Source organism: Pantoea sp. EKM10T (genome assembly GCF_011800685.1).
GTDB lineage: Bacteria > Pseudomonadota > Gammaproteobacteria > Enterobacterales > Enterobacteriaceae > Pantoea > Pantoea agglomerans.
Genome location: NZ_JAALEU010000008.1, coordinates 200,339 through 227,288, shown reverse-complemented (window position 1 = coordinate 227,288; position 26,950 = coordinate 200,339). Strand labels below are relative to the sequence as shown.

Annotated in this window: 24 protein-coding genes; all 24 read left to right on the top strand. The window is 55.0% G+C overall.

Going from position 1 to position 26,950, the window contains the following annotated elements; translation table 11 throughout:
- The first annotated feature begins 234 nt into the window (after positions 1 to 234).
- The 24 genes from ravA (at position 235) to HFD95_RS16545 (ending at position 26,858) form a co-directional block, all read left to right on the top strand.
- Entirely contained in the window at positions 235 to 1,731 is a 1,497-nt protein-coding gene (ravA, locus tag HFD95_RS16660) for an ATPase RavA (RefSeq protein ID WP_010258850.1), read from the top strand.
- Positions 1,728 to 3,188: an ATPase RavA stimulator ViaA gene (gene viaA, locus HFD95_RS16655; RefSeq protein WP_167430518.1), complete on the top strand. Its 1,461-nt coding sequence runs from the start codon at positions 1,728 to 1,730 to the stop codon at positions 3,186 to 3,188. The genes ravA and viaA overlap by 4 nt, the downstream gene beginning before the upstream one ends.
- 71 nt (positions 3,189 to 3,259) lie before the next feature.
- The gene (gene ovoA, locus HFD95_RS16650) at positions 3,260 to 5,398 is read left to right on the top strand and encodes a 5-histidylcysteine sulfoxide synthase (RefSeq protein ID WP_167430517.1); all 2,139 of its coding nucleotides are present in this window, start codon (positions 3,260 to 3,262) and stop codon (positions 5,396 to 5,398) included.
- 103 nt (positions 5,399 to 5,501) lie between these two features.
- Positions 5,502 to 5,963: a transcriptional regulator AsnC gene (asnC, locus tag HFD95_RS16645; protein ID WP_003849496.1), complete on the top strand. Its 462-nt coding sequence runs from the start codon at positions 5,502 to 5,504 to the stop codon at positions 5,961 to 5,963.
- A 155-nt stretch (positions 5,964 to 6,118) separates the two neighbouring features.
- The gene (gene mioC / locus HFD95_RS16640) at positions 6,119 to 6,559 is read left to right on the top strand and encodes an FMN-binding protein MioC (RefSeq protein ID WP_010258855.1); all 441 of its coding nucleotides are present in this window, start codon (positions 6,119 to 6,121) and stop codon (positions 6,557 to 6,559) included.
- Positions 6,560 to 6,991: 432 nt separating this feature from the next.
- Positions 6,992 to 8,881, top strand: coding sequence for a tRNA uridine-5-carboxymethylaminomethyl(34) synthesis enzyme MnmG (gene mnmG / locus HFD95_RS16635; RefSeq protein WP_010258857.1), 1,890 nt, complete (start codon positions 6,992 to 6,994; stop codon positions 8,879 to 8,881).
- A 48-nt stretch (positions 8,882 to 8,929) separates the two neighbouring features.
- Positions 8,930 to 9,547 (top strand): 16S rRNA (guanine(527)-N(7))-methyltransferase RsmG, encoded by a 618-nt coding sequence (rsmG, locus tag HFD95_RS16630; protein WP_010258859.1) that lies wholly within the window; start codon positions 8,930 to 8,932, stop codon positions 9,545 to 9,547.
- 711 nt (positions 9,548 to 10,258) lie between these two features.
- On the top strand, positions 10,259 to 10,639 hold the full coding sequence (gene atpI, locus HFD95_RS16625) for a F0F1 ATP synthase subunit I (RefSeq protein ID WP_010258861.1): 381 nt from the start codon (positions 10,259 to 10,261) through the stop codon (positions 10,637 to 10,639).
- An 8-nt stretch (positions 10,640 to 10,647) separates the two neighbouring features.
- Positions 10,648 to 11,466 (top strand): F0F1 ATP synthase subunit A, encoded by an 819-nt coding sequence (atpB, locus tag HFD95_RS16620; protein WP_010258863.1) that lies wholly within the window; start codon positions 10,648 to 10,650, stop codon positions 11,464 to 11,466.
- Positions 11,467 to 11,571: 105 nt separating this feature from the next.
- On the top strand, positions 11,572 to 11,811 hold the full coding sequence (atpE, locus tag HFD95_RS16615; RefSeq protein ID WP_003849523.1) for a F0F1 ATP synthase subunit C: 240 nt from the start codon (positions 11,572 to 11,574) through the stop codon (positions 11,809 to 11,811).
- A 105-nt stretch (positions 11,812 to 11,916) separates the two neighbouring features.
- Positions 11,917 to 12,387: a F0F1 ATP synthase subunit B gene (gene atpF, locus HFD95_RS16610; protein WP_003849528.1), complete on the top strand. Its 471-nt coding sequence runs from the start codon at positions 11,917 to 11,919 to the stop codon at positions 12,385 to 12,387.
- Positions 12,388 to 12,401: 14 nt separating this feature from the next.
- Positions 12,402 to 12,935 (top strand): F0F1 ATP synthase subunit delta, encoded by a 534-nt coding sequence (gene atpH, locus HFD95_RS16605; protein ID WP_167430516.1) that lies wholly within the window; start codon positions 12,402 to 12,404, stop codon positions 12,933 to 12,935.
- A 14-nt stretch (positions 12,936 to 12,949) separates the two neighbouring features.
- The gene (gene atpA, locus HFD95_RS16600) at positions 12,950 to 14,491 is read left to right on the top strand and encodes a F0F1 ATP synthase subunit alpha (protein ID WP_010258868.1); all 1,542 of its coding nucleotides are present in this window, start codon (positions 12,950 to 12,952) and stop codon (positions 14,489 to 14,491) included.
- Between the two features lie 52 nt (positions 14,492 to 14,543).
- Entirely contained in the window at positions 14,544 to 15,410 is an 867-nt protein-coding gene (atpG, locus tag HFD95_RS16595; protein ID WP_010258869.1) for a F0F1 ATP synthase subunit gamma, read from the top strand.
- Between the two features lie 30 nt (positions 15,411 to 15,440).
- The gene (gene atpD / locus HFD95_RS16590) at positions 15,441 to 16,838 is read left to right on the top strand and encodes a F0F1 ATP synthase subunit beta (RefSeq protein ID WP_010258870.1); all 1,398 of its coding nucleotides are present in this window, start codon (positions 15,441 to 15,443) and stop codon (positions 16,836 to 16,838) included.
- 24 nt (positions 16,839 to 16,862) lie between these two features.
- Positions 16,863 to 17,282: a F0F1 ATP synthase subunit epsilon gene (locus HFD95_RS16585; protein ID WP_010258871.1), complete on the top strand. Its 420-nt coding sequence runs from the start codon at positions 16,863 to 16,865 to the stop codon at positions 17,280 to 17,282.
- A 160-nt stretch (positions 17,283 to 17,442) separates the two neighbouring features.
- Positions 17,443 to 18,813: a bifunctional UDP-N-acetylglucosamine diphosphorylase/glucosamine-1-phosphate N-acetyltransferase GlmU gene (gene glmU / locus HFD95_RS16580; protein ID WP_167430515.1), complete on the top strand. Its 1,371-nt coding sequence runs from the start codon at positions 17,443 to 17,445 to the stop codon at positions 18,811 to 18,813.
- Positions 18,814 to 18,966: 153 nt separating this feature from the next.
- Positions 18,967 to 20,796, top strand: coding sequence for a glutamine--fructose-6-phosphate transaminase (isomerizing) (gene glmS / locus HFD95_RS16575; protein WP_010672188.1), 1,830 nt, complete (start codon positions 18,967 to 18,969; stop codon positions 20,794 to 20,796).
- Between the two features lie 165 nt (positions 20,797 to 20,961).
- Complete coding sequence (gene pstS / locus HFD95_RS16570; RefSeq protein ID WP_167430514.1) at positions 20,962 to 22,005, top strand: phosphate ABC transporter substrate-binding protein PstS; 1,044 nt, start codon at positions 20,962 to 20,964, stop codon at positions 22,003 to 22,005.
- 87 nt (positions 22,006 to 22,092) lie between these two features.
- Entirely contained in the window at positions 22,093 to 23,055 is a 963-nt protein-coding gene (gene pstC, locus HFD95_RS16565) for a phosphate ABC transporter permease PstC (RefSeq protein WP_022624789.1), read from the top strand.
- A complete protein-coding gene (gene pstA / locus HFD95_RS16560) occupies positions 23,052 to 23,942 on the top strand; it encodes a phosphate ABC transporter permease PstA (RefSeq protein ID WP_010258878.1) in 891 nt (296 codons plus the stop codon). Before pstC ends, pstA begins: the two co-directional genes overlap by 4 nt.
- A gap of 44 nt (positions 23,943 to 23,986) precedes the next feature.
- Positions 23,987 to 24,760, top strand: coding sequence for a phosphate ABC transporter ATP-binding protein PstB (gene pstB / locus HFD95_RS16555; RefSeq protein ID WP_010258879.1), 774 nt, complete (start codon positions 23,987 to 23,989; stop codon positions 24,758 to 24,760).
- A gap of 17 nt (positions 24,761 to 24,777) precedes the next feature.
- The gene (phoU, locus tag HFD95_RS16550; RefSeq protein ID WP_010258881.1) at positions 24,778 to 25,512 is read left to right on the top strand and encodes a phosphate signaling complex protein PhoU; all 735 of its coding nucleotides are present in this window, start codon (positions 24,778 to 24,780) and stop codon (positions 25,510 to 25,512) included.
- 107 nt (positions 25,513 to 25,619) lie between these two features.
- On the top strand, positions 25,620 to 26,858 hold the full coding sequence (locus HFD95_RS16545) for an MFS transporter (protein WP_010258883.1): 1,239 nt from the start codon (positions 25,620 to 25,622) through the stop codon (positions 26,856 to 26,858).
- Positions 26,859 to 26,950: the final 92 nt, after the last annotated feature.

Sequence of the window (26,950 nt, the reverse complement as noted above, 5' to 3'; positions counted from 1 at the left end):
AAAGCGCACAGTATGCACGGTTTGCCGAAAATTCCTATACCCGCTTCGCCTGTCTGCCAGGGTAACGGGGTGGTTTCAGGCATTAAAGCGTTAATCAGCGCCGCTTTCAAAGCAGGCAAACCTTATGAAACAAAAAAGCTGACAGCTATCAACGCTTTCACGCATGATGATCTATAGAGTAAGGCGCTTGCTGAAGCGCGGCGGCCCGACGATCGTAAGGACATTGAAGTGATTATGGCTCAACCCCATCTTTTGGCAGAAAGAATTTCTCGCCTTAGCAATGCGTTAGAAAAAGGATTGTATGAGCGACATCATGCCATCCGCCTTTGCCTGCTGGCAGCGCTGAGCGGTGAAAGCGTATTCCTGCTGGGACCGCCCGGCATCGCCAAGAGCCTGATTGCCCGCCGCCTGAAATATGCCTTTCAGCACGCCCGCGCCTTTGAATATCTGATGACCCGTTTCTCCACACCGGAAGAGGTGTTTGGCCCGCTATCTATTCAGGCACTGAAGGATGAAGGGCGCTATCAGCGCCTCACTAAAGGTTATCTGCCCGACGCGGAGATTGTTTTTCTGGATGAGATCTGGAAAGCCGGCCCGGCGATTCTGAATACCCTGCTGACCGCTATCAACGAACGCCGCTTCCGCAATGGCGACAGCGAAGAGGCTATTCCGATGCGTCTGCTGGTCACCGCCTCTAATGAAATGCCGGAAGCGGACAGCGGCCTTGAAGCGCTCTATGACCGGATGCTAATCCGCCTGTGGCTGGATAATGTGCATGAGAAGCAGAACTTTCGCAGCATGCTGACCCATCAGCAGGATGAGCACACCAATCCGGTCGCGGAATCCCTGCGCATCAGTGATGAGGAGTATGCGCAGTGGCAGCTCGGCATCAGTCAGGTCAGCCTCCCGGATGCGGTGTTCGAGCTGATTTATCAGCTGCGCCAGCAACTGGAAAGCCAGCCCGCCGCGCCCTATATTTCCGATCGTCGCTGGAAAAAAGCCATTCATCTGCTGCAGGCCAGCGCCTTTTACAGTGGCCGCAGCGCCATTGCGCCGATAGACCTGATCCTGCTGAAAGATTGCCTCTGGCACGACGTTGCTTCCATGCAGCTGCTGGAGCGCGAAATCGATCAGCTGATGACGCAGCACGCCTGGCAGCAGCAGCCGATGTTGCTGAAACTGCATCAGATAAAAGCGCGTCGCATGGCTCTGCAGCAGCAACAGAGCATCGCACAGGCGATCACTCTGGAAAAACACAGCGGCATGTTCAGTCGCAAACCCCATTACGACCTGCCGGAAAGCTTCACTGATGAGCAACTGACGCTGATGCTGCAAAAACCGCTGATGCTGCATGACATGCAGGTGACACATCTGGTTATCGCGCGTGATGCACTGAATCAGTGGCTGCAGAAAGGGGGCGAGGTTCGCGGCAAGCTCAATGGAATTGGCTTTGCGCAGAGTCTGGATTTACAGGTGGATGCGCAGCACTGCCTGGCTATCCGTGATGTCAGCCTGCAATCGTCGCGTCTGACACTGCCTGGCGTCAGCAACAGCGAGCCGCTGCCCGGTGAGATCACCGAAGCGCTGGATGCACTGGAGAGTGAACTGCGGTCGCAGCGTCATCTGTTCAGCCAGCATCAGCGCTGCCTGTTTATCAGTGATGACTGGCTGGCGCGGGTTGAAACCAGCCTGCAGGATGTGGCGGAACAGTTGAAACAGGCGCGTAAATGATCCCACTGGAGACGCTCAGCACACTGCTCTCCGTGGGTGAAACCGAACTGATTGAAGAGCTGATTATTGCCCTGCTGGCGTCTCCACAGCTGGCGCTGTTTTTTGAAAAGTTTCCCGGGCTGAAAAAAGCGCTGTTGCGCGATGTGCCACGCTGGCGAGCGGAGATCAACGCTGAGCTCAAAGCCACGCCGGTTCCGGCCACGCTGGCCGAAGAGTTTCAGCTGTTCCAGCGGGTACAACTCCTCAGCGATCGTGAATTCAGCCACCAGCTGAATGCCACGCTTCAGGCGCTTGAAAGCCTGCCTTCCCCTTTTCTGGATGAAGCCAACCGGCTGCTGCAGCACACCGATATCAGCCATCTCAGCAGCGCGCAGCACCAGCTTTTTCTACAGCGCTGGCGGCTGAGCCTGACCTTACAGACTCTGACGCTGAATCAGCAGTTGCTGGAGCAGCAGCGCGAACGCCTGCTGGCGGAACTGCAGCAGCGTATGGCACTGAGCGGTCAGCTGGCGCCGATTCTCGGCGACGATGACGAAGCCGCCGCTGGCCGGCTGTGGGACATGAGCAAAGCGTCACTGCAGCCTGGCGACTATCAGCTGATGCTGCAATATGGCGACTTTCTGGCGCAGCAGCCGGAGCTGCTGAAACTGGCCCAGCAGTTGGGTCGCAGCCGCGAGGCAAAATCGGTGCCGTCGCAGGATGCCCCTATGGAGGCCTTTCACCATATGGTGCAGGAACCTGCGGCCGTGCCGGAGGAGGTCAGCGGCATTCACCAGAGCGATGACGTGCTGCGTCTGCTGCCGCCGGAGTTAGCTGCACTGAGTATCAGTGAACTGGAGCTGGAGTTTTACCGGCGGCTGGTAGAGAAACGGCTGCTGACCTACAAGCTGCAGGGCGATGCCTGGCATGAAAAGGTCACGATGCGTCCGGCCAGCCACCAGCAGCATGAAGAGCAGCCGCGCGGGCCGTTCATCGTCTGCGTCGATACCTCGGGTTCAATGGGTGGCTTCAATGAGCGCTGCGCCAAAGCGTTTTGTCTGGCGCTGCTGAAGGTCGCGCTGGCCGATCGCCGTCGCTGCTACATCATGCTGTTTGCGCATGAGGTGATCGGCTATGAACTGACCGGTGATGACGGGCTGGAACAGGCGATTCGCTTTCTCAGTCAGCGCTTTCGCGGCGGCACCGATCTGGCAGCCTGCCTCTCTTCTGTTGTGACCCGGATGGAAGGCGTCCTGTGGCAGGAAGCCGATGCGGTGATCGTCTCCGATTTTATTGCCCAGCGTCTGCCGGAAGAGGTGATCGGGACCATTAAAACGCGTCAGCGAAATAATCAGCAACGTTTTCACGCCGTGGCTATGTCGGCCCACGGGAAACCAGGCATTCTGCGCATCTTCGACCATATCTGGCGTTTCGATACCGGCATGAAAAGCCGTCTGCTGCGTCACTGGCGGCGTTAAGTCATCGGGCAGAAATGCACATTTGCTATAGTAAATTACCGTTTCACTTACTCAGCAATCTGGAGCTCCTTGTGACGCTTGCTCAACCTCATCGCGATCTGCCTGCGCCGACGCGAACGCTACTGCTCTCCGGCCATAACATTGAACAAAAACGTGCCGAATTGCTGGCCTATTTCCACCAGACCTGGGAACAGTATGAAAGTCTGTTTACCTGTCTGGCCGATTCCCAGGCCTGGTTTACCAAAGCCATTCCACTGCGCCATCCTTTAATCTTCTATTTTGGCCACACCGCTACCTTCTACATTAATAAGCTGATGGCCGGACGCCTTATCGACGCGCGTCTGGACGATCGTATCGAAGCGATGATGGCGATTGGTGTGGATGAGATGAGCTGGGACGATCTTAACGACAGCCACTATGACTGGCCCACTGTTGAAGAAGTCCGCGAATACCGCGGGCGCGTTAAAGCGCTGGTCAGCGATCTGATCCAGACCCTGCCGCTGACTCTGCCGATCACCTGGGAGAGTCCGGTCTGGGTGATCCTGATGGGCATTGAGCATGAGCGTATTCATCTGGAAACCTCCAGCGTACTGATACGCCAGTTACCGGTCGGGTGGGTGAAACCCCAGCCCGCGTGGCCGGTCTGCCCGATGGCGCGCCACCAGCGCGAGGCTGTCCCGGCCAATACCCTGCTGCCGATGCCCGGCGGCACCGTCACGCTGGGTAAAACCGACGATACCTATGGCTGGGATGTCGAATATGGCCGCCAGCAGATCGCGCTGCAGCCGTTCCAGGCGAGCAAAATGCTGGTCAGCAACGCGGAATTCCTGGCGTTCGTTGAGGCGGGGGGTTATCAGGACGCTCGCTGGTGGGATGACGAAGGCTGGGGCTGGTGTCAGTTTGCTAAAGCGGAGATGCCCACCTTCTGGGTCGGCACGCCTGCGATGCCCGATCAGCTTAAACTGCGTCTGATGTGTGAAGAAGTCGCGATGCCGTGGGACTGGCCAGCCGAGGTTAACCAGCTGGAAGCGGCGGCCTTCTGCCGCTGGAAAGCGGATCAGACGGGAATGAGTGTTCAGCTCCCCTGTGAAGCGGAGTGGGCTCAGCTGCGCGAACAGGTCGCGGGCGATCAGCCGGATTGGGATCGGGCACCGGGTAACATTAACCTGGCGTACTGGGCTTCCTCTTCACCGGTCGATCTCTTCGCCCAGGGTGACTTCTTCGATATCGTCGGTAACGTCTGGCAGTGGACGACCACGCCGACCAACGGCTTTGAAGGTTTTAAAGTCCACCCGCTTTACGATGATTTCTCTACCCCGACCTTTGATGGCAAACATTCGCTGATCAAAGGCGGTAGCTGGATATCGACCGGCAACGAAGCGCTGAAATCGGCACGCTATGCGTTCCGCCGCCACTTCTTCCAGCATGCCGGTTTCCGCTACGTGGTTTCCAGCCATCAGGAAACCATGGCGCTGAACCCGTATGAATCTGACGCCATGGTGTCGCAATACCTCGACTTCCAGTATGGCCCGCGCTATTTCGGCGTGGATAACTATGCCGAAAGCCTGGTAAACCTGGCGCTGAACTACACCACTGCACGCGGCGAGGCACTGGATATTGGCTGTGCCACCGGACGCGCCAGTTTTGAACTGGCCCGCCACTTTGAACGTGTCACCGGCATGGACTACTCGGCACGCTTCATCGATGTGGCGCTTCAGCTGGCCAGCGGCGAAGACTTCCGTTATCTCCTGCCACAGGAAGGCGATCTGGTGGAGTATCGCCAGGTTCGCCTGAAAGATTTCGCGCTGGAGAGCGAACTGGCGCAGCGGATTCAGTTTGTTCAGGGCGACGCCTGTAACCTTAAGCCGCAACCCGCCCGTTACGATCTGGTACTCGCATCCAACCTGATCGATCGCCTGCGTCAGCCCGCACGATTCCTGCAGGATGTCACGCCGATGCTGCGTCAGGGCGGCATTCTGGTGCTCTCATCGCCCTATACCTGGCTGGAGGATTTCACGCCGAAAGAGAACTGGCTGGGCGGCGTGCGTGAAAACGGTGAGGCACTGACGACGCTGCAGGCACTGCAACGTCTGCTGGCAGCCGACTTCGACCTGGTCGATGAACCGCAGGATAAACCGTTTGTGATCCGCGAAACGGCCCGCAAGTTCCAGCACACGCTGGCGCAGGTCACCGTCTGGCGCAAACGCTAAGTGAACCGGCAGCGACGCCCGTCGCTGCCGGGAGTTGCCTGAACCACTATTTTGCTGCACATTCATCCTTGTTTACTTAAGCAGACCAATAACGAGGATGGCCATGGCCGAACATCTGCAGCTCGATAACCTGGATCGCGGCATTCTGAATGCCCTGCTCGACAATGCGCGCACTGCTTACGCCGAGCTGGCAAAACAGTTTAACGTCAGCCCCGGCACCATTCATGTCCGCGTGGAGAAGATGAAGCAGGCGGGCATTATCCTGGGCACCCGGGTTGATATCGATCCGCGCCAGCTGGGATTTGATGTCTGCTGTTTTATCGGCATTATCCTTAAGAGCGCGCGTGACTATCCGGCGGCGCTGAGCAAACTGGATGCGCTGGATGAAGTGGTTGAAGCCTGGTACACCACCGGCCACTACAGCATCTTTATTAAGGTGATGTGCCGGTCCATTGATGCCCTGCAACAGGTGCTGATCAACAAGATCCAGACCATAGATGAAATTCAGTCGACGGAAACGCTGATCTCGCTGCAAAACCCGATCATGCGCACTATCAAGCCCTGATCCTTCTCCGCCTTGTGCATAATCTTATCCCTGACGAATGTGGCGGCTGGCAACGGCTGCGTTCGCTTCTCATAATCTATTAACCCTGTTGTCCACAGGTGGATCACCGCTTGATCACAGCGTACAATGCTCGCCTTAATGTCCGGGAGAGCAAGATGGCCGATATCACCTTAATCAGTGGCAGTACTCTGGGTAGCGCAGAGTATGTGGCTGAACATCTGGAAGAAAAATTACAGGAAGCGGGCTTCTCAACGCAGATGCTGCATGGCCCGGAGCTGGATGAAGTGCCACACGAGGGTATCTGGCTGGTGGTCTGTTCAACTCACGGTGCAGGCGATATTCCCGATAACCTGCTGCCGCTGTTCGAAGCCATCACGGAAAGCCAGCCCGATCTCTCGCAGGTCCGGTTTGGTGCCATCGGACTCGGCAATCATGAATATGATCTCTTTTGTGGCGCGATCCGCCAGATTGAAGCCCTGTTAATTGCTCAGGGTGCCCGCCAGATCGGCGATCGTCTGGAGATTGATGTGCTGGAGCATGAGATCCCTGAAGATCCCGCGGAAGCCTGGCTGGAAAGCTGGAAAAAGGCGATCTGAAGGGGGCTGGGGATCGCGAAATAGTGACGATCCCCAGTGGAACATGCTGATTTTATCCTTTTCCGCTCGTTTATTTTGTGGATAACTACCCTCTTTTACTGCGTATAACCGGTAGTTATCCAAAGAACAACCGTAGAATGAATTTTGAGCTGTGGATAACATGCCATTTTGATCCCAGCTTATACGGATCAGGATCACCGATCACTAACAGGTAGTGATCCTCGTCATCCTGTTGTTTATGCTGTGCTTCTGGCACATATCCACAGAAAAGCGGGATCCTAATAAGAGATCTAACAGAAAGATCATATACAGATCTAAGATCCTTTCTTTTAAAACCGGACGATCCCGCGGCTTTCACCCCAGACGGAATTTGAGTAGAATCCACGCCCCAGGACGACGATCCTGCAAGTTCATCAACCGAGGTACCACTTCATGTTTTATCAGGATCCTTTTGACGTCATCGTAATTGGTGGTGGTCATGCGGGCACCGAAGCCGCAATGGCGGCAGCCCGAATGGGTCAGCAAACCCTGTTACTCACCCATAACATTGATACGCTTGGACAAATGTCCTGTAACCCGGCGATTGGTGGGATTGGCAAAGGACATTTGGTGAAGGAAGTGGATGCCCTGGGTGGTCTGATGGCCAGTGCGATTGACCAGGCGGGTATCCAGTTTAGGATACTAAACGCCAGCAAAGGTCCGGCAGTGCGGGCAACCCGTGCTCAGGCGGATCGCGTGCTCTATCGCCAGGCAGTGCGTACGGCACTGGAGAACCAGCCCAATCTGATGATCTTCCAGCAGGCGGTCGACGATCTTATCGTGGAAAACGATCGTGTGGTGGGTGCAGTCACCCAGATGGGACTGAAGTTCCGCGCGAAAACCGTCGTCCTCACCGTCGGCACGTTCCTTGACGGCAAAATTCATATCGGTCTGGATAATTACAGTGGCGGTCGCGCAGGTGATCCCCCGTCCATTCCGCTGGCAAAACGACTGCGTGCGCTGCCGCTGCGGGTAGACCGCCTCAAGACTGGTACGCCACCGCGTATCGATGCGCGCACCATCGATTTTTCAGTGCTCAGCCCGCAGCACGGCGATAACCCGATGCCTGTGTTCTCGTTTATGGGCAATGCGTCTCAGCATCCGCAGCAGGTACCATGCTGGATCACTCACACCAATGAGAAAACCCATGAGGTGATCCGCAATAATCTGGATCGCAGCCCGATGTATGCCGGGATCATTGAGGGGATCGGTCCACGCTACTGCCCGTCTATCGAAGACAAAGTGATGCGCTTTGCCGATCGTAACTCGCATCAGATCTTCCTGGAGCCGGAAGGGCTGACCAGCAATGAGATCTACCCGAATGGCATCTCAACCAGTCTGCCATTTGATGTGCAGATTCAGATCGTTCGCTCCATGCAGGGCATGGAGAATGCGAAGATCGTGCGTCCGGGCTATGCCATCGAGTATGACTTCTTCGATCCACGCGATCTCAAACTGACGCTGGAGAGCAAATTTATTCACGGCCTGTTCTTTGCCGGCCAGATCAACGGCACAACCGGCTACGAAGAAGCCGCTGCACAGGGGATGCTGGCGGGTCTGAATGCCGCCCGTCAGTCTGCGGACAAAGAGGGCTGGGCACCACGTCGTGACCAGGCTTATCTGGGCGTACTGGTTGATGACCTCTGCACGCTCGGTACCAAAGAGCCGTACCGGATGTTTACCTCCCGTGCTGAATATCGTCTGATGCTGCGCGAAGACAATGCCGATCTGCGTCTGACCGAAACCGGTCGTGAACTGGGTCTGGTGGATGATGCGCGCTGGGCGCGTTTCAATCAGAAGCTGGAAGCGATTGAACAGGAGCGTCAGCGCCTGCGCGATATCTGGGTCCATCCGAAGTCAGAGCACGTGACGGAAGTGAATACGGTACTCAGTGCGCCGCTGACCAAAGAAGCGAGCGGCGAAGATCTGCTGCGCCGTCCTGAGCTGACCTATCTGAAGCTGATGACGCTGGATGCCTTTGGTCCGGCACTGGCTGATGAGCAGGCCGCTGAGCAGGTTGAGATTCAGGTCAAATATGAAGGTTATATCGCGCGTCAGCAGGAAGAGATCGATCGCCAGCTGCGCAACGAGAACACGCTGTTACCGGTGGAGCTCGACTATCGCCAGGTGAACGGCCTCTCAAATGAGGTTATCGCCAAGCTGAACGATCACAAACCGAGTTCGATTGGTCAGGCGACGCGTATCTCCGGCATTACGCCGGCGGCCATCTCAATTCTGCTTATCTATCTGAAAAAACAGGGTCTGCTGCGTAAAAGCGCCTGATCTGAAAACGGGGCGAGGAGACTCGCCCCCGCTGAATGGACTTATGCTGTGATCAACACACTCACGTCGCTGCTACAGGCAGCCGGTATTTCCCTCTCCGATCAACAAAAACAGCAGCTGGTTGCCTATGTCGGCCTGCTGGATAAGTGGAACAAAGCCTACAATCTGACATCAGTGCGCGATCCGCAGCAGATGCTGGTACGCCATATCCTCGACAGCATCGTGGTGGCGCCGCATCTGCAAGGCTCACGTTTCATTGATGTGGGAACCGGACCAGGACTGCCAGGCATTCCGCTGGCTATCGTGATGCCTGATGCGCACTTTACGTTGCTCGACAGCCTGGGCAAGCGGGTGCGTTTCCTGCGTCAGGTTCAGCATGAGTTAGGACTCACTAACATTACTCCGGTGCAGAGCCGGGTTGAGGCGTTCCCGGCTGAGCCGCCCTTTGATGGCGTGATCAGTCGTGCATTTGCCTCGCTGACCGACATGGTGAACTGGTGTCATCATCTGCCGGGAAGAGAAGGGCGCTTCTTCGCGCTGAAAGGCGTGCGTCCGGACGATGAAATTGCGGAGTTACCGGCAGGCTACGTCTCTGACGCGGTGATTAAGTTGCAGGTTCCGCAGCTGGAAGGTGATCGCCACCTGGTCATTCTTCGTCACCAATAGGCTTTCGATTGGCAGATATTTAGCGTTTATCTGCCAGTGATTTTCGTCAGCTCCGGGCTCAAAAAAGTGCAGATGATGCGCTATCAATAAAAGATTTTGATTAAGCCCTGGCTGACCGAAGGTTAAAACGGTGACGGAAATTATCCGAAAAGCTCTGTTACATTTAACGTTTAATTCACATTCAGTTATCAGAAATATCACTTGTATAGGCGGGTCGCTGAATAAAAGTAGTCACGGCTGAAAATATATCGCGGTAATAACTTTGCGTGCGTAATATCAATTACATGATTCTTAAGCACAGTTCGATGTCAATAGCGTGTTTTCTGTGAAAATAGTCTTGCAGATGCATTTTTATAATTTCAATATTTTGATTTTATTGGATTAATTTGTAATACGGATTGTTCTTAAATAGCGCACAGATAAAACTCAGTGTAGTGAAAGTGCTTATTATGTGATCTAAAGCACGCTTTAAAAGCAAGTTGCGAGAGAATTTTCAGTCAGATTAGGGTGAATCTCTGCAGGGTAATCTTTGGAAAAATAGCCCTCCGGAAAGAAATTTAAATAATTGTTCACCTTTTCGCTACTTACCGATTGAAATCGCAGGTGCGGCCCGTATAATTTGCACGGCTTTTGCTGCTTGACTCAACTGCGCAAAGGCAGTCTTATACGACACGCGACATACCCCTAACGGGGCAGGAGAGTATCAGCGTCATGTCAGTGTCTCTTTACAGTGTAAAATACGCCCGAACGGTGCTGATGATTCAGCTGGTGACGATAGTCATTATCGGTGCACTCTTTGCTCTTAAAGATGTCATCTGGGGTCTCTCTGCTCTTGCTGGCGGTGCGGCAGCCTGGCTGCCAAACGTATTGTTTTTGTTTTTAGCCTGGCGCCTGCAGGGGCAAACCCCAGCTTCGGGGCGAGTCGCGTGGAGCTTCGCTTTGGGTGAAATAGCCAAAGTGTTTGCGACCATCATTTTGCTCATTGTGGCGTTGGGTCTATTCGGAGCGGTTTTCTGGCCGGTCGGAATAACCTGGTTATCGGTGCTGGTGGTACAAATGCTGGCACCGGCGGTAATTAACAACAAAGGGTAAGAGGCATCATGGCTGCAGGAGAAATCTCTACTCCGCAAGAGTACATTGGTCACCACCTGACTCATCTTCAGTTGGACCTGCGTACCTTCGAGATAGTGAATCCGCACGACGCTCCCGCGACGTTCTGGGTATTAAATATCGATTCCATGTTTTTCTCTATGGTGCTGGGAATCATCTTCCTGGTGTTGTTCCGTAGCGTGGCAAAATCTGCCACCAGCGGTGTGCCAGGGAAAATGCAGGCGGCTATCGAACTGGTTGTCGGTTTCGTCGATAGTAACGTGCGCGACATGTATCACGGTAAGAGCAAACTTATCGCCCCGCTGGCTCTGACAATCTTTGTCTGGGTCTTCCTGATGAACTTCATGGATCTGCTGCCAATCGACTTGCTGCCATATATTGGCGAGCACGTATTGGGGTTACCGGCGCTGCGCGTCGTACCATCTGCAGACGTGAACATCACGCTATCTATGGCGTTGGGCGTATTTATTTTGATTCTGTTCTACAGCATCAAAATGAAAGGCATTGGCGGCTTCACTAAAGAGCTGACGCTGCAGCCTTTTAACCACCCGATCTTCATCCCGATCAACCTGATTCTGGAAGGTGTGAGCCTGCTGTCTAAGCCTGTATCACTGGGTTTACGACTGTTCGGTAACATGTATGCGGGTGAACTGATCTTTATCCTTATTGCCGGTCTGTTGCCGTGGTGGTCGCAGTGGGTGCTGAATGTGCCGTGGGCCATTTTCCACATCCTGATCATTTCGCTACAGGCTTTCATTTTCATGGTCCTCACGATTGTCTATCTGTCGATGGCATCTGAAGAACATTGATTTTTTTCTCAACACTACTTTCCCTCTTGATTTCGGGTTGCAGCGCACACCGCTGAAGCCCGGAAGATGAAGGGAGCATTTAACTGAAACAAACTGGAGACTGTCATGGAAAACCTGAATATGGATCTGCTGTACATGGCTGCCGCTGTGATGATGGGCCTGGCGGCAATCGGTGCTGCGATCGGTATCGGCATCCTCGGAGGAAAATTCCTGGAAGGCGCTGCTCGTCAGCCTGACCTGATTCCTCTGCTGCGTACGCAGTTCTTTGTTGTAATGGGTCTGGTGGATGCAATCCCGATGATCGCTGTTGGTCTGGGTCTGTACGTGATGTTTGCTGTCGCCTAAAGCCCTGTGTTCACTCAGCGCACAATGTGCAAGGGTGAACGGATTCTGCCGCTTATCGTTGATAACGGCAGAAAAGTTAAATACTCAATCTAGAGGCATTGTGCTGTGAACATTAATGCAACAATCCTCGGCCAGGCTATCGCGTTCATCCTGTTTGTCGCGTTCTGCATGAAGTACGTATGGCCGCCGCTCATGGCTGCTATCGAAAAGCGCCAGAAAGAAATTGCTGAAGGCCTTGCTTCTGCTGAACGTGCAAAGAAAGATTTGGATCTCGCGCAGGCTAATGCGACCGACCAGCTGAAAAAAGCCAAAGAAGACGCTCAGGTCATTATCGAGCAAGCGAACAAGCGTCGCGCGCAGATTCTGGACGAAGCCAAAACCGAAGCTGAAAACGAACGTAATCGCATCGTGACACAAGCGCAGGCTGAAATTGACGCTGAACGCAAACGTGCGCGTGAAGAACTGCGTAAGCAGGTCGCGTTGCTGGCTATGGCTGGCGCCGAGAAGATCATCGAACGCTCCGTGGATGAAGCTGCTAACAGCGACATCGTTGATAAACTGGTCGCTGAACTGTAAGGAGGGAGGGGCTGATGTCTGATCTGATTACTGTAGCTCGCCCCTACGCCAAAGCAGCTTTTGACTTTGCTGTTGAGCATCAAAGTATTGAACGCTGGCAACAGATGCTGGCGTTTGCCGCAGAAGTGGCTCGCAATGAACAGATGGCTGATCTTCTCTCAGGTGCATTAGCACCCGAAGCGCTGGCAGCGTCGTTTAACGCAGTCTGTGGTGATCAACTGGATGAACCCGCGCAGAACCTGGTTAAGGTGATGGCGGAAAACGGACGTTTGACAGCGCTTCCGGCTGTACTGGCCCAATACATCGAACTGCGTGACGCTCATGAAGCCACCGCTGAAGTTGATGTTATCTCCGCCAGTACGCTGAGTGACGACCAGCTGAATAAAATCAGCGCCGCGATGGAAAAACGTCTGTCACGCAAAGTTAAGCTGAATTGCAAAATTGATAAGTCTGTGATGGCAGGCGTGATCATCCGTTCGGGTGATCTGGTTATTGATGGCAGCGTACGCGGCCGTCTTGACCGTCTGGCTGACGTCTTGCAGTCTTAAGGGGACTGGAGCATATGCAACTGAATTCCACCGAAATCAGCGAACTGATCAAGCAGCGCATTGCTCAGTTCAATGTCGTGAGTGAAGCTCACAACGAAGGTACTATTGTTTCTGTAAGTGACGGTATCATCCGCGTACACGGCCTGGCCGATGTCATGCAGGGTGAGATGATTGCCCTGCCGGGCAACCGTTACGCTATCGCCCTGAACCTCGAGCGTGACTCGGTTGGTGCAGTGGTGATGGGCCCTTACGCTGACCTCGCCGAAGGCATGAAGGTTAAGTGTACTGGCCGTATTCTTGAAGTACCGGTTGGCCGTGGCCTGCTGGGCCGCGTAGTGAACACCCTGGGTGCTCCTATCGACGGTAAAGGCGCAATCGACAACGACGGTTTCTCACCGGTTGAAGTCATTGCACCTGGCGTTATCGACCGTCAGTCAGTCGACCAGCCGGTTCAGACCGGTTATAAGTCGGTCGATGCGATGATTCCAATCGGCCGTGGCCAGCGTGAGCTGATCATCGGTGACCGTCAGACCGGTAAAACCGCAATGGCGATCGATGCGATCATCAACCAGCGCGACTCAGGCATCAAGTGTGTCTACGTTGCGATTGGTCAGAAAGCCTCAACCATCTCTAACGTGGTTCGTAAGCTGGAAGAGCATGGCGCACTGCAGAACACCATCGTTGTTGTGGCGTCTGCTTCTGAATCTGCTGCACTGCAGTATCTCTCTCCGTACGCAGGCTGTGCGATGGGCGAATACTTCCGTGACCGCGGTGAAGATGCGCTGATCGTATACGATGACCTTTCTAAGCAGGCTGTCGCGTACCGTCAGATTTCTCTGCTGCTGCGCCGTCCACCAGGCCGTGAAGCATTCCCTGGCGACGTGTTCTATCTCCACTCCCGTCTGCTGGAACGTGCATCACGCGTAAGCGCTGATTATGTAGAGCGTTTCACCAATGGCGCAGTGACAGGTAAAACCGGTTCACTGACCGCGCTGCCGATCATCGAAACCCAGGCGGGCGACGTTTCTGCGTTCGTTCCGACCAACGTAATCTCGATTACTGATGGTCAGATCTTCCTGGAATCGAACCTGTTCAACTCCGGTATTCGTCCGGCCGTTAACCCAGGTATTTCGGTATCCCGCGTAGGTGGTGCTGCACAGACCAAGATCATCAAGAAACTGTCCGGTGGTATCCGTACCGCGCTGGCACAGTATCGTGAACTGGCGGCATTCTCGCAGTTTGCCTCTGATCTGGATGATGCAACCCGCAAACAGCTGAGCCACGGTCAGAAAGTGACCGAGCTGCTGAAGCAGAAACAGTATGCGCCGATGTCTGTCGCACAGCAGGGTCTGGTTCTGTTCGCTGCAGAGCGTGGCTATCTGAACGACGTTGAACTGGCAAAAATTGGCAGCTTCGAAGCTGCACTGCTGGCCTTCGCCGATCGCGACCACGCTGAGCTGATGGCTGAAATCAACCAGTCGGGTAACTTTAATAACGATATCGAAGCCAAGCTGAAAGGCCTGGTCGAGACGTTTAAAGCAACCCAGTCCTGGTAATGTCTGGCGGCTTGTCTGAAAAGGCAGGCCGCAAGGCTTTGAGGAGAAGCTAATGGCCGGCGCAAAAGAGATACGAAGCAAGATTGGAAGCGTGAAAAACACGCAGAAGATCACCAAAGCGATGGAAATGGTCGCCGCCTCCAAGATGCGTAAAACGCAGGAACGCATGGCGGCCAGCCGTCCGTATGCAGAAACCATGCGCAAAGTGATTGGTCACCTTGCGTTGGGTAATCTGGAATACAAGCACCCTTACCTGGAAGAGCGCGACGTGAAGCGCGTCGGCTACCTGGTCGTTTCAACTGACCGCGGGCTTTGTGGTGGTTTGAACATTAACCTGTTCAAAAAGTTACTGGCGGATATGAAGTCCTGGTCCGATAAAGGCGTGCAGAGCGATCTGTCGATTATCGGTTCAAAAGGGGCATCATTCTTTAATGCTGTGGGTGGCAACATTGTGGCGCAAGTCAGCGGCATGGGCGATAAACCTACCCTGTCTGACCTGATTGGCCCGGTAAAAGTGATGTTGCAGGCTTATGATGAAGGCCGCATCGACAAGCTGATGATCGTCAATAACAAATTCAATAACACCATGTCTCAGACTCCGACCATCACCCAACTGCTGCCGTTACCGCCAGCGGAAGGTGAAGAAGAGATGAAGGCGAAGACCTGGGATTACCTGTATGAACCCGATCCGAAAGCGCTGCTGGATACCCTGCTGCGTCGTTATGTCGAATCGCAGGTTTATCAGGGTGTGGTGGAAAATCTGGCCAGTGAGCAGGCCGCACGTATGGTAGCGATGAAAGCCGCAACCGATAACGGCGGAAATCTGATCAAAGAGCTGCAGTTGGTGTACAACAAAGCTCGTCAGGCCAGCATCACCCAGGAACTTACCGAGATTGTCGGTGGAGCCTCCGCGGTTTAACCAGGTTTGGAATTAGGTAGAGGATTCAAGATGGCAACTGGAAAGATTGTCCAGATTATCGGCGCCGTTGTTGACGTCGAATTCCCTCAGGACGCGGTACCGCAAGTGTACAGCGCCCTCGAGGTTATGAATGGTGATGCGCGTCTGGTGCTGGAAGTTCAGCAACAGCTCGGCGGCGGCGTAGTACGTACCATCGCAATGGGTACGTCTGACGGCCTGAAGCGTGGTCTGAGCGTCAACGACCTGCAGAAACCGATTCAGGTACCCGTCGGTAAAGCGACCCTGGGCCGTATCATGAACGTTCTCGGCGAGCCAATCGATATGAAAGGCGAGCTGAAAGAAGAAGATGGCAGCGCAGTAGAGATCGCCTCTATTCACCGCGCAGCCCCTTCTTATGAAGATCAGTCTAACTCGCAGGAACTGCTGGAAACCGGCATCAAGGTTATCGACCTGATGTGTCCGTTTGCTAAAGGCGGTAAAGTCGGTCTGTTCGGTGGTGCGGGTGTAGGTAAAACCGTCAACATGATGGAACTGATCCGTAACATCGCGGCTGAACACTCAGGTTACTCAGTGTTTGCCGGTGTGGGTGAGCGTACTCGTGAGGGTAACGACTTCTACCACGAAATGACTGACTCTAACGTTATCGATAAAGTTGCACTGGTCTATGGCCAGATGAACGAGCCGCCGGGTAACCGTCTGCGCGTAGCACTGACCGGTCTGACCATGGCGGAAAAATTCCGTGATGAAGGCCGCGACGTTCTGCTGTTCATCGATAACATCTACCGTTATACCCTGGCCGGTACAGAAGTTTCTGCACTGCTGGGTCGTATGCCATCTGCGGTAGGTTACCAGCCAACGCTGGCAGAAGAGATGGGTGTGTTGCAGGAGCGTATTACCTCCACCAAGACCGGTTCAATCACCTCCGTACAGGCCGTTTACGTCCCTGCGGATGACCTGACTGACCCATCACCAGCAACTACCTTTGCGCACTTAGACTCAACGGTAACGCTGAGCCGTCAGATCGCCTCTCTGGGTATCTACCCGGCCGTTGACCCGCTGGATTCTACCAGCCGTCAGCTGGATCCGCTGGTTGTCGGTCAGGAGCACTATGATGTTGCACGTGGCGTTCAGTCACTGCTGCAGCGTTATCAGGAACTGAAAGACATCATCGCCATCCTCGGTATGGATGAGCTGTCTGAAGAAGACAAACTGCTGGTGGCACGTGCGCGTAAGATTCAGCGCTTCCTGTCTCAGCCGTTCTTCGTTGCAGAAGTATTCACCGGTTCACCGGGCAAATACGTGACGCTGAAAGACACTATCCGTGGCTTTAAAGGCATCATGGAAGGTGAGTTTGACCACCTGCCAGAGCAGGCCTTCTACATGGTTGGCGCCATCGAAGAAGCCGTGGAAAAAGCGAAGAAACTGTAATAACGGTTTCCCGGGAGGAAGATTATGGCTATGACTTATCACCTGGATGTGGTCAGCGCAGAGGAGCAGTTGTTCTCTGGTCTGGTTCAGAAAATTCAGGTGTCAGGTAGCGAAGGTGAACTGGGGATTTTCCCTGGCCATGCGCCGCTGCTGACTGCCATTAAGCCTGGAATGATCCGTATCGTGAAACAGCACGGCGAAGAGGAGTTTATCTACCTCTCTGGCGGCGTGCTGGAAGTGCAACCGGGCAGCAGCACCGTTCTGGCCGATACCGCTATCCGCGGTACCGATCTGGATGAAGCACGCGCTCTGGAAGCAAAACGCAAAGCAGAAGACCATATGAACAGCAGCCACGGCGACGTGGACTATGCTCAGGCCTCTGCCGAGCTGGCGAAAGCCATTGCTAAACTGCGCGTGATCGAACTGACCAAAAAAGCGATGTAATCCAGCTTTATGCGTCATGAAATGCCAGCCCTCGGGCTGGCATTTTTTTTGTCTGCTGCGCCTGATCTGCCTGTCCGCCTAATTTCGGCCTGAGAAAAATGTAGTAATCTCAATCCCAAACCGTTTTACTTTCACCCGTAAAAATTCACTCAGGATAGTTATGTCTAACAGTGCGATGAGTGTGGTGATCCTTGCTGCTGGCAAGGGCACCCGTATGTATTCCGATCTGCCTAAAGTTCTGCATACGCTGGCAGGCAAACCCATGGTTCAGCATGTGATTGATGCGGCTAAAGGGCTGGGCGCACAGCAGGTCCATCTGGTTTATGGTCACGGCGGCGATCGCCTGAAGGCGACCCTCACTGACAGCTCGCTCAACTGGGTGCTGCAGGCCGAGCAGCTCGGCACTGGCCATGCGATGCAGCAGGCAGCGCCCGCATTCGCTGATGATGAAGATATCATGATGCTTTACGGTGACGTGCCGCTCATCTCTCAGGCGACACTACAGCGGCTGCGCGAAGCCAAACCGCAGGGCGGCATTGGCTTACTCACCGTGGTACTGGACGACCCAACCGGCTATGGCCGCATTGTGCGTGAGAACGACACCATCACCGGCATTATCGAACAGAAAGATGCCAGTCCGGCGCAGCTCACCATTAAAGAGATCAACACCGGCATTCTGATCGCCAACGGCGGCGATTTAAAACGCTGGCTGGCGCAGCTCACCAACAATAATGCGCAGGGTGAATATTACATCACCGATATTATCGCGCTGGCGCATCAGGAAGGTCGGGTGATCAACGCGGTTCATCCGGCACGCATTAGTGAAACCGATGGCGTCAATAACCGGCTGCAGCTGGCGACATTAGAGCGCACTTACCAGGCTGAACAGGCGGAAAAGCTGCTGCTGGCTGGCGTGATGCTGCGCGATCCGGCCCGTTTTGACCTGCGCGGGACGCTGACGCACGGACGGGATGTTGAAATTGACACCAACGTCATTATTGAAGGCCAGGTCACGCTGGGCGCACGCGTCAGAATCGGCGCGGGCTGCATTATCAAAAACAGTGTGATTGGCGATGACTGTGAAATCAGCCCCTATTCGGTGATCGAGGATGCGAATCTCGCCACTGCCTGCACCGTCGGACCTTTTGCCCGTCTGCGTCCTGGCAGCGAACTGGCCGATGCTGCCCACGTGGGCAACTTCGTCGAAATGAAGAAAGCGCGTCTGGGCAGAGGATCGAAAGCGGGGCACCTCTCCTATCTCGGTGATGCGGAGATTGGCGACAACGTAAATATCGGTGCAGGCACCATTACCTGCAACTACGACGGTGCGAACAAATTCAAAACCGTAATTGGCGATGACGTATTTGTGGGCTCAGATACCCAGCTGGTGGCGCCTGTCAGCATCGCGGCAGGGACCACCATTGCGGCGGGCAGCACCATTATGAAAGATGTGACCCAGGCCGGTCTGGTCTATAACCGTAAAGAGCAGAATCACAAAGCGGACTGGCAGCGTCCGGTGAAGAAAAAATAAATTTTAACGGCCCGCTTTAATGCGGGCCGATGCAGTGCAGTGCCAAAACTATAATCCCCACTCTCTACAAGGCTCGGGGAACCGGCAAAGCCGGATATCAGGTCGCATGACAACAGAAGTGGCGAAAAGCCATGTAGTCAGGAAAACATCATTATGTGTGGAATTGTTGGTGCAGTAGCGCAACGTGATATCGCAGAGATTCTGCTGGAAGGTCTGCGTCGTCTTGAATATCGCGGATATGATTCGGCCGGTCTGGCCGTGGTCGATCGTCAGGGACACGTCACGCGCCTGCGGCGTTTAGGAAAAGTGCAGAAACTGGCGGAAGCCGCTGAGCAGCAACCGCTGATTGGTGGCACCGGCATCGCGCACACGCGCTGGGCAACCCATGGCGAGCCGTCGGAAGCGAACGCGCATCCGCACGTCTCAGAGCACATCATCATCGTGCACAACGGCATCATTGAAAATCATGAGCCATTGCGTGCTGAACTGATCGCGCGCGGTTATGTCTTTGCCTCTGAAACGGACACCGAAGTGGTGGCGCATCTGGTTCACTGGGAGCAGAAGCAGGGCGGTTCGCTGCGTGAAGTCGTACTGCGTGTGATTCCGCAGCTGCGCGGTGCCTATGGCATGGTGATCATGGACAGCCGCGATCCGTCACTGCTGGTGGCGGCCCGTTCCGGCAGCCCGCTGGTGATTGGTCGTGGCATGGGCGAAAACTTTATCGCCTCGGATCAGCTGGCCCTGCTGCCAGTGACCCGTCGGTTCATCTATCTGGAAGAGGGTGATATCGCCGAGATCAGCCGTCGCGATGTCACGGTGATCGACCGTGAAGGCAACACCGTGACCCGTGCCGAGATCGAGTCGAACCTGCAATATGATGCCGGTGACAAAGGCATTTACCGTCACTACATGCAGAAAGAGATCTACGAACAGCCCATGGCGCTGAAAAGCACCCTGAGCGGTCGGTTCAGCCAGGGGCAGGTTGATCTCAGCGAACTGGGCGCGGGCGCAGAAGCGCTGCTGAGCCAGGTTGAGCATATCCAGATTATCGCCTGCGGCACCTCCTACAACTCCGGCATGGTGTCACGCTACTGGTTTGAGTCGCTGGCAAACCTGCCCTGTGATGTCGAGATTGCCTCGGAATTCCGCTACCGTAAATCAGCGGTGCGCAAAAACAGCCTGCTGATCACCCTGTCGCAGTCGGGTGAAACGGCAGATACCCTGGCGGCGCTGCGTCTCTCTAAAGAGCTGGGCTACCTGGGCTCGCTGGCGGTCTGTAACGTGGCCGGTTCATCACTGGTGCGGGAATCTGACCTGGCACTGATGACCAAAGCGGGCACCGAAATTGGCGTCGCCTCTACCAAAGCGTTCACCACCCAGTTAGCGGTGCTGCTGATGCTGGTAGCGAAACTGGGCCGTCTGAAAGGGATGTCAGCCGAGACTGAGCATGAGATCGTTCATGCACTGCAGGCGTTGCCGAACCGGATTGAGCAGATGCTGGCGCAGGATAAGCTGATTGAGAATCTGGCGGAAGGCTTCTCTGACAAGCATCACGCGCTGTTCCTGGGGCGTGGCGATCAATATCCGATTGCCATGGAAGGGGCGCTGAAGCTCAAGGAGATCTCCTACATTCATGCGGAAGCCTACGCCGCAGGCGAGCTGAAACATGGCCCGCTGGCGCTGATTGATGCGGATATGCCGGTAATCGTGGTGGCACCTAACAACGAACTGCTGGAGAAGCTCAAATCCAACATCGAAGAGGTACGCGCACGCGGCGGCCTGCTCTATGTCTTTGCCGATCAGGATGCGGGCTTCAGCGACAGTGACGGCATGAAGATCATCCCGTTGCCGCATGTCGAAGAGGTCATTGCGCCCATCTTCTACACGGTGCCGCTACAGTTACTCTCCTATCACGTCGCCCTGATCAAAGGGACCGACGTCGATCAGCCACGTAACCTGGCAAAATCGGTTACTGTGGAATAACCGGGTGGGCCCCGTCGCGGGCCCACTTTGCTCTGGCCCTCTGTCATATAACTGTCATATTTCGTACATTTCACTGTCATCAAACTGTCCTATTTTCCCTCCTGCAGCAATCACAGATTCTTACTAAAACGGCCCCAAGCCTGACTTTTCTCCCCTGGAGGGAATATGACACTGATGCGTAGCACCGTAGCCCGAATCCTCGCCACCACCTTCGCCGTAAGCGCGGTATCTGCTTTTGCGGCAACCGATCTCACTGGCGCAGGCGGGACGTTCCCGGCGCCGGTTTATGCCAAGTGGGCAGCAGAATATCAAAAAGCCACCGGTAGCAAAGTTAACTACCAGGGTATCGGTTCATCTGGCGGCGTGAAACAGATCATCGCCAAAACCGTCGATTTCGGTGCGTCCGATGCGCCAATGAAAGATGAAGATCTGCAGAAAAATGGCCTGTTCCAGTTCCCTACCGTGATCGGTGGCGTGGTACTGGCGGTTAACCTGCCGGGTATCAAGTCAGGTCAGCTGACGCTGGATGGCAAAACCGTCGGTGATATCTACCTCGGCACCATCAAAAAGTGGAACGACCCGGCGATTGCCAAACTTAACCCAGGCGTGAAACTGCCAGAGACCAACATCAACGTGGTACGTCGCGCTGACGGTTCAGGCACCTCGTTCGTCTTCACCAGCTATCTGGCGAAAGTGAACCCGGACTGGAACAGCAAAATTGGTAAAGGTAACACCGTTAACTGGCCGGTCGGTCTGGGCGGTAAAGGCAACGACGGCGTCGCCGCGTTTGTTCAGCGTCTGCCGGGTTCAATCGGCTACGTGGAGTACGCCTACGCCAAACAGAACAACCTGACCTACACCAAACTGATCGATGCCGATGGTAAAGCGGTCGCCCCAAGCGAAACCAGCTTCAGTAATGCCGCGAAAGGCGCTGACTGGAGCAAATCGTTCGCGCAGGATCTGACCTTCCAGAAGGGCGCTGATGCCTGGCCAATCTCGTCAACCACCTTTATTCTGATCTACAAGGATCAGGCTAATGCGGCCAAAGGCACTGAAGTACTGAAATTCTTCGACTGGGCTTACAAAAGCGGCAGCAAAACCGCCACAGCGCTGGATTATGCTGCGCTGCCAGAGAGCGTGACTGAACAGATTCGCGCCGCCTGGAAAGCCAACATCAAAGACAGTTCTGGTAAAGCGCTTTATCAGTAATTGACCGACCCTGACCGGACAGCAGTCCGGTCAGACTCAACGGGCGGCGTCATGCCGTCCTGATAACTTCTGAAGACTGAGACTTCTATGGCTGCAACGAAGCCGGCATTCAAAGCCCCAGGCAAACAAGGTGACAGAATTTTTGGCGCGCTGGTCAGGCTGGCTGCGCTGATTGTCCTGTTACTGATGGGCGGCATTATTGTCTCCCTGATCATCTCCTCGTGGCCCAGCATCCAGAAGTTTGGTTTCGCCTTTTTGTGGACCAAAACCTGGGATGCGCCCAACGAACAATTTGGTGCACTGGTACCGATCTACGGCACCCTTGTGACCTCCATTATTGCCCTGATTATTGCAGTACCGGTGAGTTTTGGTATCGCGCTGTTCCTGACCGAACTCGCGCCAGGCTGGCTGCGTCGCCCGCTGGGCACCGCCATTGAGCTGCTGGCGGCCATTCCCAGTATTGTTTATGGCATGTGGGGTCTGTTTGTTTTCGCGCCGCTGTTTGCCGAATACTTCCAGACACCGGTCAATGACGTGCTATCGGGCATTCCGATTGTCGGCGAGCTTTTCTCCGGCCCCGCTTTCGGTATCGGCATCCTCGCGGCGGGTGTGATTCTGGCCATCATGATCATCCCTTATATCGCCTCGGTCATGCGCGACGTCTTTGAGCAGACCCCGGTGATGATGAAAGAGTCAGCCTACGGCATCGGCTGCACCACCTGGGAAGTGATCTGGCGCATCGTACTGCCCTTTACCAAAAATGGCGTGATTGGCGGTGTGATGCTCGGACTGGGTCGTGCGCTGGGTGAAACCATGGCGGTGACTTTTATTATCGGCAACACCTACCAGCTCGACAGCCCGTCGCTGTTTATGCCGGGTAACAGCATCACCTCGGCGCTGGCCAACGAGTTCGCTGAAGCGGAATCGGGCGTGCACGTCGCCGCGCTGATGGAGCTGGGACTGATCCTGTTTGTGATTACCTTTATCGTGCTGGCGATTTCAAAGCTGATGATTATGCGGCTGGCGAAAAGTGAAGGAGCGCGCTCATGACCACAATTGAAATTCAGGCGCGCGCCGAACTGGACGCATCACGCCGTAAAATGCAGTCCTGGCGCAGCACTAAAAATAAAATTGCGCTGACGCTGTCGCTGCTGACCATGGCTTTTGGCCTGTTCTGGCTGGTGTGGATCCTGTTCACCACCGTATCGCGCGGCGTGGATGGGCTCTCCTGGTCCCTGTTCACCGAATCAACGCCACCACCCAATACCGCGGGCGGCGGGCTGGCTAACGCCCTGGCGGGCAGCGGATTACTGATTTTCTGGTCTACCTTCTTCGGCACACCGCTGGGCATCATGGCGGGTATCTATCTGGCGGAATATGGGCGCAAGTCGCCACTGGCAGAAGTGATCCGCTTTATTAACGACATTCTGCTTTCGGCACCCTCGATTGTGGTCGGCCTGTTCGTCTACACCCTTGTGGTGTCGCAGATGCAGCACTTCTCCGGCTGGGCCGGGGTGATTGCGCTGGCGCTGCTGCAGGTGCCAATTGTGATTCGTACCACCGAAAACATGATGCGACTGGTGCCAGACAGCATGCGTGAAGCGGCTTACGCGCTGGGTACGCCCAAGTGGAAGATGATCGCGTCTATCACCCTGAAAGCGTCGGTCTCCGGCATCATCACGGGTGTGCTGCTGGCGATTGCGCGCATTGCAGGTGAAACGGCACCGCTGCTGTTCACGGCGCTCTCGAACCAGTTCTGGAGCACCGACATGATGCAGCCGCTGGCGAACCTGCCGGTCACCATCTTTAAGTTCGCCATGAGCCCGTTCGCCGAATGGCAGAGCCTGGCCTGGGCAGGTGTGCTGATTATTACCCTCTGCGTGCTGGTGCTGAACATCGTGGCGCGGGTGATTTTCGCCAAAGGTAAACACGGTTAATTTCCGGCGCGGCCCTGTGCGGCGCCGTATAAGAGAGATGAATTATGAGTATCGCGACAGCATCAGCCGATAAAATTCAGGTCCGTAATCTGAACTTCTATTACGGCAAATATCATGCGCTGAAGAACATCAATCTGGATATCGCTAAGAATCAGGTGACTGCGTTTATCGGGCCATCGGGCTGTGGTAAGTCGACCCTGCTGCGGACCTTCAACAAAATGTACTCGCTCTATCCGGATCAGCGGGCTGAAGGGGACATTCTGCTGGATGGCGAAAACATTCTGGCGACTCAGCAGGATATCGCGCTGCTGCGCGCCCGGGTCGGCATGGTGTTTCAGAAGCCTACGCCGTTCCCGATGTCGATCTATGACAACATCGCCTTTGGCGTTCGCCTGTTTGAAAAGCTGTCGCGTGCCGATATGGATGCGCGCGTACAGTGGGCGCTGACCAAAGCCGCGCTGTGGAATGAAACCAAAGACAAGCTGCATCAGAGCGGTTACAGTCTCTCCGGCGGCCAGCAGCAGCGTCTGTGCATTGCCCGCGGTATCGCGATTCGCCCGGAAGTCTTACTGCTGGATGAGCCCTGCTCCGCGCTTGATCCTATCTCTACTGGCCGTATTGAGGAGCTGATCACCGAGCTGAAACAGGATTACACCGTGGTGATCGTGACGCACAACATGCAACAGGCTGCACGCTGCTCTGACCATACGGCTTTCATGTATCTGGGCGAACTGATTGAGTTCAGCGATACCGACACGCTGTTCACTAAACCCGCCCAGAAGCAAACCGAAGATTATATAACTGGCCGCTACGGCTGATCTGACAGGAGATCGACATGGATAATCTTAATCTGAATAAGCACATCTCCGGTCAGTTCAATGCCGAGCTGGAGCATATCCGTACCCAGGTGATGATCATGGGCGGTATGGTCGAGCAGCAGCTGACCGATGCAATTACCGCCATGCATAATCTGGATGGCGAACTGGCGCAGCGGGTGATCGACGGTGACCAGAAGGTCAATATGATGGAAGTGGAGATTGATGAAGCCTGCGTGCGCATCATCGCCAAACGTCAGCCAACCGCGATCGATTTGCGACTGGTGATGGCGATCATCAAAGCCATTTCTGAGCTGGAACGGATTGGCGACGTGGCGGAGAAGATCAGCCGCACGGCGCTGGAGAAGTTTGGTCAGCAGCATTTGCCGCTGCTGGTCAGCCTTGAGTCGCTGGGTCGTCACACCGTACAGATGCTGCATGATGTGCTGGACGCTTTTGCACGCATGGATCTCAACGAAGCGATCACTATCTACCGTGAAGATAAAAAGGTGGATAAAGAGTACGAAGGCATTGTGCGTCAGCTGATGACCTACATGATGGAAGATCCGCGCACCATTCCCAGCGTGCTGACGGCGCTGTTCTGTGCCCGCGCCATTGAGCGTATCGGCGATCGTTGCCAGAACATCTGCGAAATCATCTTCTATTTCGTCAAAGGTCAGGATTTCCGTCACGTTGGCGGTGACCGGCTCGATGAATTACTGTCGGGCGATGACGGCAGCAACAGACCTTCCTGATAAATCTTCTTCCTGCGCCTGATCGGCGCAGGGATAAGCCTTTTCAATTGGTCACATCCTGAACTCTCTCTATAATTGCGGCACTTTTCTTTATGAGGTGCGCAACGATGTCCCCTTCTCCCCAATCTAAGCCCGGCGTAACGCCAGGCAAAGCGATGCTGGCTGCGGTCAGCGGTTATGCCATGGATGGATTTGACCTGCTGATACTCGGCTTTATGCTGCCGGCTATCAGTGTTTCGCTGGCGCTCAACCCATCACAGGCGGGATCGCTGGTGACCTGGACGCTGATTGGCGCGGTTATCGGTGGCATCGTATTTGGTCATCTCAGCGACCGCTATGGCCGCATCCGCATGCTCACCGTCACGATTCTGGTCTTCTCGGTCTTTACCGGGCTGTGCGCGGTGGCGCAGGGCTACTGGGATCTGCTCGCCTGGCGAACGCTGGCGGGTGTCGGTCTGGGTGGCGAATTTGGTATCGGCATGGCGCTGATTGCCGAAGCCTGGCCGGCGGAGAAGCGTAATCGCGCATCAGCGTGGGTTGGCATCGGCTGGCAACTCGGGGTGCTGATGGCGGCCTTTATCACACCGCCGCTGCTGACTATCATCGGCTGGCGCGGCATGTTTCTGGTCGGCTTGTTGCCTGCGCTGGTCTCGTTTGCCATTCGTCGCGGCATGGGTGAACCGGAGGCGTATCAACGGCAGGTTAAACATGTGCCGTCACTCTCTTTTCCGGCGCGCCTGAAACTGCTGGTGCGCGATCGCGCCACCGCCAAAGCCAGCCTGGGCATTTTTATCCTCTGTTCAGTACAGAACTTTGGTTACTACGGGCTGATGATCTGGATGCCGAGTTACCTCTCCTCCAGCTTTGGCTTCAGCCTGACGAAGTCGGGCCTCTGGACCGCGGTGACCGTGGTCGGGATGACCTTTGGCATCTGGCTGTTTGGCGTACTGGCCGACCGCTTCGCACGCTGGAAAATCTTCCTGCTCTATCAGTTTGGCGCAGTAGTGATGGTGGTGGTTTATGCTCAGCTGCGCGACCCGAACATCATGTTATTTACTGGCGCGATCATGGGGATGTTTGTTAACGGCATGATTGGCGGTTATGGCGCGCTGATTTCCGATACTTTTCCGCCGCAGGTGCGTGCCACCGCGCAAAACGTCCTGTTCAACCTTGGCCGCGGTGTGGGCGGCTTCGGCCCGGTGGTGATTGGTCTGCTGGCGAGCCAGTTCTCGTTTACGGCGGCGATTACCCTGCTGGCGCTGATTTATCTGCTGGATATTGCGGCGACGCTGTTCCTGCTGCCGAAGAAACAGGGTCAGGAAGATACGCTGGGCGCGATTGGCTGATGCTACCGTGATGGTATGGCTGGGTAAGTGTCATCCCGGCCATTCCGGGTCAGTAATATGGCTCACGATCACCTGTTCTGCCTTCATTACCC

Bases quoted from the DNA above. Each gene is read 5' to 3' on its own strand.
- ravA (WP_010258850.1), top strand. From the start codon at position 235: ATGGCTCAACCCCATCTTTTGGCAGAAAGAATTTCTCGCCTTAGCAAT.
- viaA (WP_167430518.1), top strand. From the start codon at position 1,728: ATGATCCCACTGGAGACGCTCAGCACACTGCTCTCCGTGGGTGAAACC.
- asnC (WP_003849496.1), top strand. From the start codon at position 5,502: ATGGCCGAACATCTGCAGCTCGATAACCTGGATCGCGGCATTCTGAAT.
- mioC (WP_010258855.1), top strand. From the start codon at position 6,119: ATGGCCGATATCACCTTAATCAGTGGCAGTACTCTGGGTAGCGCAGAG.
- mnmG (WP_010258857.1), top strand. From the start codon at position 6,992: ATGTTTTATCAGGATCCTTTTGACGTCATCGTAATTGGTGGTGGTCAT.
- atpI (WP_010258861.1), top strand. From the start codon at position 10,259: ATGTCAGTGTCTCTTTACAGTGTAAAATACGCCCGAACGGTGCTGATG.
- atpB (WP_010258863.1), top strand. From the start codon at position 10,648: ATGGCTGCAGGAGAAATCTCTACTCCGCAAGAGTACATTGGTCACCAC.
- atpE (WP_003849523.1), top strand. From the start codon at position 11,572: ATGGAAAACCTGAATATGGATCTGCTGTACATGGCTGCCGCTGTGATG.
- atpH (WP_167430516.1), top strand. From the start codon at position 12,402: ATGTCTGATCTGATTACTGTAGCTCGCCCCTACGCCAAAGCAGCTTTT.
- atpA (WP_010258868.1), top strand. From the start codon at position 12,950: ATGCAACTGAATTCCACCGAAATCAGCGAACTGATCAAGCAGCGCATT.
- atpG (WP_010258869.1), top strand. From the start codon at position 14,544: ATGGCCGGCGCAAAAGAGATACGAAGCAAGATTGGAAGCGTGAAAAAC.
- atpD (WP_010258870.1), top strand. From the start codon at position 15,441: ATGGCAACTGGAAAGATTGTCCAGATTATCGGCGCCGTTGTTGACGTC.
- HFD95_RS16585 (WP_010258871.1), top strand. From the start codon at position 16,863: ATGGCTATGACTTATCACCTGGATGTGGTCAGCGCAGAGGAGCAGTTG.
- glmU (WP_167430515.1), top strand. From the start codon at position 17,443: ATGTCTAACAGTGCGATGAGTGTGGTGATCCTTGCTGCTGGCAAGGGC.
- glmS (WP_010672188.1), top strand. From the start codon at position 18,967: ATGTGTGGAATTGTTGGTGCAGTAGCGCAACGTGATATCGCAGAGATT.
- pstS (WP_167430514.1), top strand. From the start codon at position 20,962: ATGACACTGATGCGTAGCACCGTAGCCCGAATCCTCGCCACCACCTTC.
- pstC (WP_022624789.1), top strand. From the start codon at position 22,093: ATGGCTGCAACGAAGCCGGCATTCAAAGCCCCAGGCAAACAAGGTGAC.
- pstA (WP_010258878.1), top strand. From the start codon at position 23,052: ATGACCACAATTGAAATTCAGGCGCGCGCCGAACTGGACGCATCACGC.
- pstB (WP_010258879.1), top strand. From the start codon at position 23,987: ATGAGTATCGCGACAGCATCAGCCGATAAAATTCAGGTCCGTAATCTG.
- phoU (WP_010258881.1), top strand. From the start codon at position 24,778: ATGGATAATCTTAATCTGAATAAGCACATCTCCGGTCAGTTCAATGCC.
- HFD95_RS16545 (WP_010258883.1), top strand. From the start codon at position 25,620: ATGTCCCCTTCTCCCCAATCTAAGCCCGGCGTAACGCCAGGCAAAGCG.